The sequence below is a fragment of the Bacillus sp. FSL M8-0025 genome (genome assembly GCF_037975475.1).
In the GTDB taxonomy this organism is placed as follows: Bacteria; Bacillota; Bacilli; order Bacillales; family Bacillaceae; genus Bacillus; species Bacillus subtilis.
Map to the genome: position 1 here is coordinate 386,765 of NZ_CP150258.1, position 13,610 is coordinate 400,374.

Below are 13,610 nucleotides of genomic sequence, written 5' to 3' on the forward strand. Positions count from 1 at the left end.
TTTGGAAGAGAACGAAAGCAAGGAGGAGCAGACGTTTGAACCGATCAGGCAAGCATCTTATCAGCAGCATTATCCTGTATCCCCGGCCCAGCGGAGAATGTATATCCTCAATCAGCTTGGACAAGCAAACACAAGCTACAACGTCCCCGCTGTACTTCTGCTGGAGGGAGAAGTAGATAAAGACCGGCTTGAAAACGCGATTCAGCAATTAATCAACCGGCACGAAATCCTCCGAACATCGTTTGACATGATCGACGGAGAGGTTGTGCAAACCGTTCATAAAAACATATCGTTCCAGCTGGAGGCTGCCAAGGGACGGGAAGAAGACGCGGAAGAGATCATCAAAGCATTTGTTCAGCCGTTTGAATTAAACCGCGCGCCGCTCGTCCGTTCGAAGCTTGTCCAGCTGGAAGAAAAACGCCACCTGCTGCTCATTGATATGCATCATATTATTACTGACGGAAGTTCAACAGGCATTCTAATCGGTGATCTTGCCAAAATATATCAAGGCGCAGATCTGGAACTGCCACAAATTCACTATAAAGATTACGCAGTTTGGCACAAAGAACAAACTAATTATCAAAAAGATGAGGAATACTGGCTCGATGTCTTTAAAGGCGAACTGCCAATACTGGATCTTCCCGCGGATTTCGAGCGGCCAGCTGAACGGAGCTTTGCGGGAGAGCGCGTGATGTTTGGGCTTGATAAGCAAATCACGGCTCAAATCAAATCGCTCATGGCAGAAACAGATACGACAATGTACATGTTTTTGCTGGCGGCGTTCAATGTACTCCTTTCCAAGTACGCGTCACAGGATGATATCATTGTCGGCTCGCCGACAGCTGGCAGAACACATCCTGATCTGCAAGGTGTGCCGGGTATGTTTGTCAACACGGTGGCACTCAGAACGGCACCAGCGGGAGATAAAACCTTCGCGCAATTCCTTGAAGAGGTCAAAACAGCCAGCCTTCAAGCATTCGAGCACCAGAGCTATCCGCTTGAGGAGCTGATTGAAAAGCTTCCGCTTACAAGGGATACAAGCAGAAGTCCACTGTTCAGCGTGATGTTCAACATGCAGAATATGGAGATTCCTTTATTAAGATTAGGAGATTTGAAGATTTCCTCGTATTCCATGCTTCATCATGTTGCGAAATTTGATCTTTCCTTGGAAGCGGTCGAGCGTGAAGAGGATATCGGCCTAAGCTTTGACTATGCGACTGCCTTGTTTAAGGACGAGACGATCCGCCGCTGGAGCCGCCACTTTGTCAATATCATCAAAGCGGCCGCGGCTAATCCAAACGTTCGGCTGTCTGATGTAGATCTGCTTTCATCTGCAGAAACGGCTGCTTTGCTAGAAGAAAGACATATGACTCAAATTACCAAAGCAACCTTTGCAGCACTTTTTGAAAAACAGGCCCAGCAAACACCTGACCATCCTGCGGTGAAGGCTGGCGGAAATCTGCTGACCTATCGCGAGCTTGATGAACAGGCGAACCAGCTGGCGCATCATCTTCGTGCCCAAGGGGCAGGAAATGAAGACATTGTCGCGATTGTTATGGACCGGTCAGCTGAAGTCATGGTATCGATTCTCGGTGTCATGAAGGCGGGGGCAGCTTTCCTTCCGATTGATCCTGATACACCTGAAGAACGAATCCGTTATTCATTAGAGGACAGCGGAGCAAAATTTGCGGTCGTGAATGAAAGAAACATGACGGCTATTGGGCAATATGAAGGGATAATCGTCAGCCTTGATGACGGTAAATGGAGAAATGAAAGCAAGGAGCGCCCATCATCCATTTCCGGGTCTCGCAATCTTGCATACGTCATTTATACGTCCGGTACGACCGGAAAGCCAAAGGGCGTGCAGATTGAGCATCGCAATCTGACAAACTATGTCTCTTGGTTTAGTGAAGAGGCGAGCCTGACGGAAAATGATAAGACTGTATTGCTTTCATCTTACGCATTTGACCTTGGCTATACGAGCATGTTCCCTGTACTTCTGGGCGGGGGCGAGCTCCATATCGTACAGAAGGAAACCTATACGGCGCCAGATGAAATAGCGCACTATATCAAGGAGCATGGGATCACATATATCAAACTGACACCGTCTCTGTTCCATACAATAGTGAACACCGCCAGTTTTGCAAAAGATGCGAACTTTGAATCCTTGCGCTTGATCGTCTTGGGAGGAGAAAAAATCATCCCGACTGATGTTCTCGCCTTCCGTAAGATGTATGGTCATACTGAATTTATCAATCACTACGGCCCGACAGAAGCAACGATCGGCGCCATCGCCGGGCGGGTTGATCTGTCTGAGCCGGATGCATTTGCGAAACGCCCGACAATCGGACGGCCGATTGCGAATGCCGGCGCGCTTGTCTTAAATGAAGCATTGAAGCTTGTGCCGCCGGGAGCGAGCGGACAGCTCTATATCACGGGACAGGGGCTTGCGAGAGGGTATCTCAACAGGCCTCAGCTGACAGCCGAGAGATTTGTAGAAAATCCATATTCGCCGGGAAGCCTCATGTACAAAACCGGAGATGTCGTACGGAGACTTTCTGACGGTACGCTTGCATTTATCGGCCGGGCTGATGATCAGGTGAAAATCCGCGGCTACCGCATTGAGCCGAAAGAAATTGAAACGGTCATTCTCAGCCTCAGCGGAATTCAAGAAGCGGTTGTACTAGCGGTTTCCGAGGGCGGTCTTCAAGAGCTTTGCGCGTATTATACGTCGGAACAAGCTATTGAAAAAGCAGAACTCCGGAAGCAGCTTTCCCTAACACTGCCGTCTCATATGATTCCTGCTTTCTTTGTGCAGGTTGACGCGATTCCGCTGACGGAAAACGGAAAAACCGACAGAAACGCTTTGCCGAAGCCGAACGCGGCACAATCCGGAGGAAAGGCCTTGGCTGCACCGGAGACAGCGCTTGAAGAAAGCTTATGCCGCATTTGGCAGAAAACGCTTGGCATAGAAGCCATCGGCATTGACGACAATTTTTTCGATTTAGGCGGCCATTCATTAAAAGGGATGATGCTGATTGCCAACATTCAGGCGGAATTGGAGAAAAGCGTACCGCTTAAAGCACTGTTCGAGCAGCCGACTGTTCGCCAGCTGGCGGCTTATATGGAGGCGTCTGCTGTTTCAGGCGGCCATCAAGTCCTCAAACCGGCTGACAAGCAGGCTATGTATCCATTGTCATCCGCACAGAAACGGATGTACGTGCTCAATCAGCTTGACCGCCAGACGATAAGCTACAACATGCCATCTGTTCTTCTAATGGAAGGAGAGCTTGATATTTCGCGCCTGCGCGACTCACTCAATCAGCTCGTGAACCGTCACGAATCATTGCGGACGTCATTTATGGAAGCTAATGGTGAGCCTGTTCAGCGCATCATTGAGGAGGCAGAGGTTGATCTTCATGTGTTTGAAGCTGAAGAAGACGAAGCGGACCAAAAGATTAAGGAATTTATCCGGCCATTCGACTTAAACGACGCACCGCTCATTCGCGCAGCTTTGCTTCGAATAGAAGCGAAAAAACATTTGCTGCTTTTAGATATGCATCATATCATCGCAGACGGCGTCTCAAGAGGCATTTTTGTAAAAGAATTGGCGCTGCTTTACAAAGGAGAGCAGCTTCCGCAGCCGGCGCTTCATTATAAAGATTTCGCCGTTTGGCAAAATGAAGCTGAGCAAAAAGAACGGATGAAGGAGCATGAGGCGTACTGGATGTCAGTTCTTTCAGGCGAGCTGCCAGAGCTTGATCTCCCGTTCGATTATGCCCGTCCGCCTGTGCAAAGCTTTAAAGGAGATACGATCCGTTTCCGTACGGGAAGTGAGACGGCAAAGGCGGTAGAAAAATTGCTTGCGGAAACCGGAACGACCTTGCACATGGTGCTCCATGCTGTTTTCCACGTCTTTTTAAGCAAAATTTCCGGACAGCGGGATATCGTCATCGGCTCCGTTACTGCCGGCCGGACGAATGCTGATGTTCAGGACATGCCGGGAATGTTCGTCAATACACTTGCCCTGAGAATGGAAGCGAAAGAACAGCAAACATTTGCGGAGCTTTTGGAGCAAGCAAAGCAGACGAATCTGTCAGCGCTTGAGCATCAGGAGTATCCGTTTGAAGATCTGGTTAATCAGCTTGATCTCCCTCGGGATATGAGCCGAAACCCATTGTTTAATGTGATGGTGACGACAGAAAACCCTGATAAAGAACAGCTTACATTGCAAAATCTGAGCATTTCACCTTATGAGGCTCATCAGGGAACTTCTAAGTTTGATCTGACACTGGGCGGATTTACTGAAGAAAATGGCATTGGCTTGCAGCTCGAATATGCGACAGATCTGTTCGCGAAAGAAACAGCTGAAAAATGGAGCGAATACGTTCTGCGGCTACTAAAGGCTGTTGCGGATAACCCGAACCAGCCGCTTTCCAGCCTGTCACTGGTCACCGAGACAGAAAAGCAAGCGCTTCTTGAGGCATGGAAGGGCAAAGCGCTGCCTGTGCCGACAGACAAAACGGTTCATCAGCTATTCGAAGAGACTGTCCAGCGCCACAAAGACCGTCCGGCTGTCACATACAACGGCCAATCTTGGACGTACGGCGAGCTGAATGCGAAGGCAAACCGTCTTGCGCGGATTTTGATGGACTGCGGCATCAGCCCGGATGACCGCGTCGGCATTCTCACGAAGCCGTCGCTTGAAATGTCCGCCGCGGTGCTCGGCGTCTTGAAAGCCGGAGCGGCGTTTGTGCCGATTGATCCTGACTACCCGGATCAGCGGATTGAGTATATTTTACAGGACAGCGGCGCGAAGCTTCTCTTGAAGCAAGAGGGGATTTCAGTGCCGGACAGCTTTACGGGAGATGTCATTCTTCTCGACGGAAGCCGCACGATTCTAAGCCTGCCGCTTGATGAAAACGACGAGGAAAATCCAGAGACCGCTGTAACCGCTGAGAACTTGGCGTACATGATTTACACGTCAGGAACGACCGGACAGCCGAAGGGTGTCATGGTCGAGCACCATGCGCTTGTGAACCTGTGCTTCTGGCACCACGACGCGTTCAGCATGACAGCGGAGGACCGCAGTGCGAAGTACGCGGGCTTTGGATTTGACGCCTCCATTTGGGAAATGTTCCCGACCTGGACGATCGGCGCTGAGCTTCACGTCATTGATGAAGCGATCCGCCTCGATATTGTCCGCCTAAACGATTATTTCGAAACGAACGGCGTAACGATTACGTTCCTGCCGACACAGCTGGCGGAACAGTTCATGGAGCTTGAGAACACATCACTCCGTGTCCTCTTGACTGGAGGAGACAAGCTGAAGCGTGCCGTGAAAAAGCCGTACAAGCTCGTCAACAACTACGGGCCGACAGAAAACACGGTCGTTGCCACAAGCACGGAAATCCATCCGGAGGAAGGCTCGCTTTCCATCGGACAGGCGATCGCCAATACGAGAGTGTACATTCTTGGCGAGGGCAATCAGGTGCAGCCGGAAGGCGTAGCCGGAGAGCTTTGCGTGGCGGGACGCGGACTGGCGCGAGGCTATCTGAATCGAGAAGACGAAACCGCGAAGCGGTTTGTCGCTGATCCGTTTGTGCCGGGTGAGCGCATGTACCGCACCGGTGATTTGGTGAAGTGGGTGAACGGCGGCATCGAATACATCGGCCGGATCGACCAGCAGGTCAAGGTCCGCGGCTACCGGATCGAGCTTTCAGAAATTGAAGTCCAGCTCGCGCAGCTTTCTGAGGTGCAGGATGCGGCAGTGACAGCCGTGAAGGATAAAGGCGGCAATACAGCGATCGCGGCGTATGTCACACCGGAATCAGCTGACATAGAAGCACTGAAATCAGCACTGAAGGAAACCCTGCCTGATTACATGATCCCGGCATTCTGGGTGACACTGAGCGAGCTTCCGGTTACGGCAAACGGCAAAGTGGACCGCAAAGCCTTGCCTGAGCCGGACATCGAAGCGGGAAGCGGAGAATACAAAGCGCCGACGACCGACATGGAAGAGCTGCTTGCCGGCATCTGGCAGGACGTGCTTGGAATGGCTGAAGTCGGTGTCACCGATAATTTCTTCTCGCTTGGCGGAGATTCTATCAAAGGAATTCAGATGGCGAGCCGCTTGAACCAGCACGGCTGGAAGCTGGAAATGAAAGATCTCTTCCAGCATCCGACGATCGAGGAGCTGACCCAATACGTAGAGCGTGCCGAAGGCAAACAGGCAGACCAAGGCCCGGTAGAGGGCGAAGTCATCCTGACGCCGATCCAGCGCTGGTTCTTTGAAAAGAACTTCACGAACAAGCACCACTGGAACCAATCGGTGATGCTTTACGCCAAGAAGGGCTTTGATCCTGAACGGGTGGAGAAAACATTGCAGGCGCTGATCAAGCATCATGACGCACTTCGCATGGTTTACCGTGAGGAAAACGGGGACATCATTCAGGCGTATCAACCGATCGGTGAGAGTAAGGTAAGTTTCGAAATCGTGGATCTATACGGCTCTGATGAAGAGATGCTGAAAAACCAGATTAAGATTCTGGCGAACAGGCTGCAAAGCAGTATCGACCTGCAAAACGGGCCCCTTCTAAAGGCGGAGCAATACCGCACGGAAGCTGGGGATCACCTGCTCATCGCTGTACACCATCTTGTGGTCGACGGTGTGTCATGGCGGATTTTGCTTGAAGATTTTGCTTCAGGCTACATGCAGGCTGAGAAAGAAGAGAGCCTTGTCTTCCCGCAAAAAACAAACTCCTTCAAGGACTGGGCGGAAGAACTGGCGGCATTCAGCCAATCAGCACATCTTTTACAGCAGGCTGAATACTGGTCGCAAATTGCCGCTGAGCAGGTTTCTCCTTTACCGAAGGATTGTGAAACAGAGCAGCGGATCGTCAAGGATACATCATCTGTCCTATGCGAATTAACGGAAGAAGACACGAAGCATCTTTTAACAGATGTTCATCAGCCATATGGAACTGAAATCAACGATATACTTCTCAGCGCGCTTGGTTTGACAATGAAAGAATGGACAGACGGTGCCAAAATCGGCATTAACCTTGAGGGACACGGCCGGGAGGACATCATCCCGAATGTGAATATCTCCAGAACGGTCGGCTGGTTTACGGCACAATACCCAGTTGTGCTCGACATGTCTGAAGCAGATGCCTCAGCTGTGATCAAAACAGTCAAAGAAAACCTGCGCCGCATTCCGGACAAAGGTGTTGGCTACGGCATTCTTCGTTATTTCACAGAAACAGCGGAAACAAAGGGCTTCACACCGGAGATCAGCTTCAACTATTTGGGCCAATTCGACAGTGAAGTCAAAACCGATTTCTTTGAACCGTCCGCTTTCGATATGGGGCGCCAAGTAAGCGGAGAATCAGAGGCGCTGTACGCTTTAAGCTTCAGCGGCATGATCAGAAATGGCCGGTTTGTGCTTTCCTGCTCCTACAATGAGAAGGAGTTTGAGAGAGCCACGATTCAAGAGCGAATGGAACGGTTTAAAGAAAATCTTCTGATGCTGATCCGCCATTGCACGGAAAAAGAAGACAAGGAATTCACACCAAGCGACTTCAGCGCCGAAGACCTTGAAATGGATGAGATGGGAGATATCTTTGACATGCTTGAGGAGAATTTAAAATAAAACGCAAGGGAATTACAGAAGGCGGGAGCGAAACATATGAGTCAATTTAGCAAGGATCAGGTTCAAGATATGTATTACCTATCGCCGATGCAGGAAGGGATGCTGTTTCATGCCATCCTGAATCCCGGCCAAAGCTTTTACCTTGAACAGATCACGATGAAAGTAAAAGGCAGCTTGAATATCAAATGCCTAGAAGAAAGCATGAATGTGATCATGGACCGGTACGATGTATTTCGTACCGTGTTCATTCACGAAAAAGTAAAAAGACCTGTCCAAGTCGTATTGAAAAAACGGCAGTTCCATATAGAAGAAATCGATCTGACACACTTAACGGGCAGCGAGCAAACAGCCAAAATCAATGAGTACAAAGAACAGGATAAGATCAGGGGTTTTGATTTGACGCGGGATATTCCGATGCGGGCAGCTGTTTTTAAAAAAGCTGAAGAAAGCTTTGAATGGGTGTGGAGCTACCACCACATTATTTTGGACGGATGGTGCTTTGGCATCGTCGTCCAGGATCTATTTAAAGTATACAATGCTCTGCGTGAACAAAAGCCGTACAGCCTGCCGCCAGTCAAACCGTATAAAGACTATATCAAGTGGCTTGAAAAGCAGGATAAACACGCATCACTGCATTACTGGCGCGAGTACTTAAAGGATGTTGAGGGACAAACGACGTTTGCGGAGCAAAGAAAGAAACAAAAGGACGGCTATGAGCCGAAGGAGCTGCTCTTTTCATTGCCGAAGGCGGAAACAAAGGCCTTAACCGAGCTTGCAAAATCGCAGCATACCACTTTAAGCACGGCGCTGCAGGCAGTCTGGAGCGTATTGATCAGCCGCTATCAGCAGTCTGGCGATTTAACGTTCGGTACAGTCGTTTCCGGGCGTCCCGCGGAAATCAAAGGCGTTGAACATATGGTCGGACTGTTTATCAACGTTGTCCCGAGACGTGTGAAGCTGTCTAAGGATATCACATTTACCGGCTTGCTCAAGCAGCTGCAGGAGCAATCGCTGCAGTCCGAGCCGCATCAATATGTGCCGCTTTATGACATCCAAAGCCAGGCCGATCAGCCGAAACTGATTGACCACATCATTGTTTTTGAGAACTATCCGCTTCAGGATGCGAAAAATGAAGAAAGCAGTGAAAACGGCTTTGATATGGTGGATGTTCATGTTTTTGAGAAGTCGAATTATGATCTCAACCTGATGGCTTCTCCAGGTGAAGAGATGCTGATTAAGCTTGCTTATAATGAGAATGTGTTTGATGAAGCGTTTATCCTGCGCTTGAAATCTCAGCTTCTCACAGCAATTCAGCAGCTCATCCAGAATCCGGATCAGCCTGTCAGCACGATCAACCTCGTTGACGACATGGAGAGAGAATTTTTGCTTACCGGCTTAAACCCGCCGGCTCAAACTCATGAGACAAAGCCTCTGACCGATTGGTTTAAGGAAGCGGTGAATGTCAATCCGAATGCACCGGCGCTTACGTATTCCGACCAGACCCTGTCTTATCGCGAATTAGATGAGGAAACGAACCGCCTTGCACGCCGGCTGCAAAAACACGGTGCGGGCAAAGGCTCTGTTGTAGCGCTGTACACGAAGCGCTCACTTGAACTGGTGATCGGCATTCTCGGTGTATTAAAGGCGGGAGCAGCCTATCTGCCGGTTGATCCGAAGCTGCCAGAGGACCGAATCTCGTATATGCTGGCTGACAGTGCGGCAGCCTGTCTTCTGACGCATCAGGAGATGAAAGAACAAGCGGCTGAGCTGCCGTATACAGGCACAACGCTCTTCATTGATGATCAAACACGGTTTGAAGAACAGGCAAGCGATCCTGCAACCGCGATTGATCCTAATGATCCGGCATATATCATGTACACGTCCGGCACAACCGGAAAGCCAAAGGGCAATATCACCACTCATGCCAATATTCAAGGATTGGTCAAGCATGTAGACTACATGGCATTCTCTGAGAAAGATACATTCTTATCTGTTTCCAATTACGCCTTTGACGCATTTACCTTTGATTTCTACGCTTCAATATTGAATGCGGCACGGCTCATTATCGCAGATGAACATACGCTGCTTGATACAGAGCGGCTCACTGATCTGATCAAGCAGGAGAATGTCAATGTCATGTTTGCCACAACTGCGCTGTTTAATCTTCTCACAGATGCGGGAGAGGATTGGATGAAGGGGCTTCGCTGTGTATTATTCGGCGGAGAGCGCGCGTCAGTGCCTCATGTTAGAAAAGCGCTGCGGGTCATGGGGCCGGGCAAGCTGATTAACTGCTACGGGCCGACCGAGGGAACAGTGTTTGCGACTGCTCACGTCATGCATGATATACCGGATTCCATCTCCTCATTGCCGATCGGAAAGCCAATCAGCAATGCCAGTGTTTATATTATGAATGAGCAAAGCCAGCTCCAGCCATTCGGGGCGATCGGTGAACTGTGCATCAGCGGAATGGGCGTGTCAAAAGGATATGTAAATCGTGCTGACCTCACGAAGGAAAAGTTTATCAAGAACCCGTTCAAGCCGGGAGAAACGCTTTACCGCACAGGGGATTTAGCGCGCTGGCTGCCGGATGGAACGATTGAATACGCCGGCCGTATTGACGACCAGGTCAAAATACGCGGACACCGGATTGAGCTTGAAGAAATCGAAAAGCAGCTGCAGGAATACCCAGGTGTGAAAGATGCGGTCGTTGTGGCGGACCGCCATGAGTCTGGCGATGCATCAATCAATGCCTACCTTGTGAACCGAACGCAGCTTTCAGCTGAAGACGTGAAGGCGCACCTGAAAAAACAGCTTCCTGCTTACATGGTGCCGCAAACCTTTACCTTCTTGGATGAGCTTCCTTTAACGACGAACGGGAAAGTCAATAAACGGCTGCTCCCAAAACCTGATCAGGATCAGCTGGCGGAAGAATGGATTGGACCGCGGAACGAGATGGAAGAAACAATCGCACAAATATGGTCTGAGGTTCTCGGCAGAAAGCAAATTGGCATTCATGACGATTTCTTTGCGCTCGGAGGGCATTCCTTGAAGGCCATGACCGCCGCGTCCCGCATCAAGAAAGGGCTCGGGATTGATCTTCCAGTAAAGCTTTTGTTTGAAGCGCCGACGATCGCCGGCATTTCAGCGTATTTGAAAAACGGGGGTCCTGATGGCTTGCAGGATGTAACGATAATGAATCAGGATCAGGAGCAGATCATTTTCGCATTCCCGCCGGTCTTGGGCTATGGCCTTATGTACCAAAATCTATCCAGCCGCTTGCCGTCATACAAGCTGTGCGCCTTTGATTTTATTGAGGAGGAAGACCGGCTTGACCGCTATGCGGATTTGATCCAGAAGCTGCAGCCGGAAGGGCCTTTAACATTGTTTGGATATTCAGCGGGATGCAGCCTGGCGTTTGAAGCTGCGAAAAAGCTTGAGGAACAAGGCCGTATTGTTCAGCGGATCATCATGGTCGATTCCTATAAAAAACAAGGTGTCAGTGATCTGGACGGACGCACGGTTGAAAGTGATGTCGAAGCGTTGATGAATGTCAATCGGGACAATGAAGCGCTCAACAGCGAAGCCGTCAAACAAGGCCTCAAGCAAAAAACACATGCCTTTTACTCATACTACGTCAGCCTGATCAGCACAGGCCAGGTGAAAGCAGATATTGATCTGTTGACTTCCGGCACTGATTTTGACATGCCGGAATGGCTTGCATCATGGGAAGAAGCTACAACAGGTGCTTACCGTGTGAAAAGAGGCTTCGGAACACACGCAGAAATGCTGCAGGGCGAAACGCTAGATAGGAATGCGGGGATTTTGCTCGAATTTCTTAATACACAAACCGTAACGGTTTCATAAATGAAGTGATGAAAGGAGGAGACAGCCAATGAGCCAACTCTTCAAATCATTTGATGCGTCGGAAAAAACGCAGCTCATCTGTTTTCCGTTTGCCGGCGGCTACTCGGCGTCGTTTCGCCCTCTCCATGCTTTTTTGCAGGGGGAGTGCGAGATGCTCGCTGCCGAGCCGCCGGGACACGGCACGAATCAAACGTCAGCCATTGAGGATCTCGAAGAGCTGACAGATTTGTACAAGCAAGAACTGAACCTTCGCCCTGATCGGCCGTTTGTGCTGTTCGGACACAGTATGGGCGGAATGATCACCTTCAGGCTGGCACAAAAGCTTGAGCGTGAAGGCATCTTTCCGCAGGCGGTTATCATTTCTGCAATCCAGCCGCCTCATATTCAGCGGAAGAAAGTGTCCCACCTGCCTGATGATCAGTTTCTCGATCATATTATCCAATTAGGCGGAATGCCCGCAGAGCTTGTTGAAAATAAGGAGGTCATGTCCTTTTTCCTGCCTTCTTTCCGATCAGATTACCGGGCTCTTGAACAATTTGAGCTTTACGATCTGGCCCAGATCCAGTCGCCTGTTCATGTCTTTAACGGGCTTGATGATAAAAAGTGCATACGAGATGCGGAAGGGTGGAAGAAGTGGGCAAAAGACATCACATTCCATCAATTTGACGGCGGGCACATGTTCCTGCTGTCACAAACGGAAGAAGTCGCAGAACGGATTTTTGCGATCTTGAATCAGCATCCGATCATTCAACCGTGATCAAAAGCGGACAGCTTCGGCTGTTCCGCTTTTTTTGTGTTGAATGCCAATTTTTGCATGGTATAATAGTCGAAATACTCAAATAAAGGCAGGTCGAAACATGCGCACGTCTCCCAGGATGAAATGGTTTGTATTGCTGTTTACGTTTGTTTTCGCCATCGGAATGAACTCATTCAGAAATTCCTTTCAATTTTTTATGCTGCCAATGGCAGATGCCTTCCATGCCGACAGGTCGCTGATCTCGGTTTCTGTCAGCATTTTTATGATCACAACCGGCATCGTCCAGTTTTTTGTCGGTTTTTTTATCGACCGTTTCAGTGTCAGAAAAATTATGGCGCTTGGAGCTGTCTGCATCAGCGCAAGCTTTTTGGTGCTTCCTTATTCACCGAATGTTCATGTGTTTTCCGCCATTTACGGTGTGCTTGGCGGAATAGGCTATTCCTGCGCGGTCGGCGTGACGACCCAGTATTTCATCAGCCGTTGGTTTGACACACACAAAGGTCTGGCGCTTGCTATTTTGACCAATGCCAACTCTGCGGGCCTGCTGCTTCTCTCGCCCATTTGGGCTGCGGCTCCGTATCATGCCGGCTGGCAGAGCACCTATACGATTTTGGGAATCGTCATGGCGGCTGTTCTGCTGCCGCTCCTCGTCTTTGGGATGAAGCACCCGCCACATGCGCAAGCGGAGTCTGTGAAAAAATCTTATGATTGGCGGGGATTTTGGAACGTAATGAAGCAATCCCGCCTCATTCATATCCTGTACTTCGGCGTGTTTACTTGCGGATTTACGATGGGAATTATTGATGCTCACCTCGTCCCGATACTGAAGGATGCGCATGTCTCTCATGTCAACGGAATGATGGCCGCGTTCGGGGCGTTTATCATCATTGGCGGATTATTGGCGGGCTGGCTGTCCGATCTCCTCGGCAGCAGAAGCGTCATGCTATCCATCTTATTTTTCATTCGGCTGCTCAGCCTAATTTGCCTGTTCATTCCCATTCTCGGAATTCATCACAGCGACCTTTGGTATTTTGGCTTTATTCTGTTATTCGGGCTCAGTTACACAGGCGTGATCCCGCTGACCGCGGCGTCAATTTCGGAAAGCTATCAAACAGGATTGATCGGATCGCTGTTAGGCATCAATTTCTTTATCCATCAGGTTGCCGGAGCTCTCAGCGTGTATGCGGGCGGTTTGTTTTTTGACATGACTCATGGTTATTTGCTGATTGTCGCTGTGTGCATCGTGTTTGTGGGTTTATCAGCTGTAATAGAGCTGGTGCCGTTTTTAGATAAACAAAAGGCAAAAGAAACCCACCAATCAATATAAAAGGATCAGCA

At 49.7% G+C, this 13,610-nt stretch carries 4 protein-coding genes and 1 pseudogene; all 5 read left to right on the forward strand.

The window, feature by feature from the left end:
- The first annotated feature begins 35 nt into the window (after positions 1–35).
- Complete coding sequence (gene comS, locus MKX38_RS02005) at positions 36–176, forward strand: competence protein ComS (RefSeq protein ID WP_010886404.1); 141 nt, start codon at positions 36–38, stop codon at positions 174–176.
- Positions 122–7,651, forward strand: a pseudogene (gene srfAB / locus MKX38_RS02010) (surfactin non-ribosomal peptide synthetase SrfAB); the annotation flags it as partial. The gene comS and the pseudogene srfAB, both read left to right, overlap by 55 nt.
- Positions 7,652–7,687: 36 nt before the next feature.
- A complete protein-coding gene (srfAC, locus tag MKX38_RS02015) occupies positions 7,688–11,515 on the forward strand; it encodes a surfactin non-ribosomal peptide synthetase SrfAC (RefSeq protein WP_339188454.1) in 3,828 nt (1,275 codons plus the stop codon).
- 28 nt (positions 11,516–11,543) lie between these two features.
- A complete protein-coding gene (gene srfAD / locus MKX38_RS02020; protein WP_003234568.1) occupies positions 11,544–12,272 on the forward strand; it encodes a surfactin biosynthesis thioesterase SrfAD in 729 nt (242 codons plus the stop codon).
- Between the two features lie 100 nt (positions 12,273–12,372).
- Positions 12,373–13,599, forward strand: coding sequence for an MFS transporter (locus MKX38_RS02025; RefSeq protein ID WP_339188457.1), 1,227 nt, complete (start codon positions 12,373–12,375; stop codon positions 13,597–13,599).
- Positions 13,600–13,610 lie beyond the last annotated feature (11 nt).

What these genes read in the sequence shown, in the direction of transcription:
- srfAC (WP_339188454.1), top strand. Translation starts at nt 7,688, where the DNA reads ATGAGTCAATTTAGCAAGGATCAGGTTCAAGATATGTATTACCTATCG.
- srfAD (WP_003234568.1), top strand. Translation starts at nt 11,544, where the DNA reads ATGAGCCAACTCTTCAAATCATTTGATGCGTCGGAAAAAACGCAGCTC.
- MKX38_RS02025 (WP_339188457.1), top strand. Translation starts at nt 12,373, where the DNA reads ATGCGCACGTCTCCCAGGATGAAATGGTTTGTATTGCTGTTTACGTTT.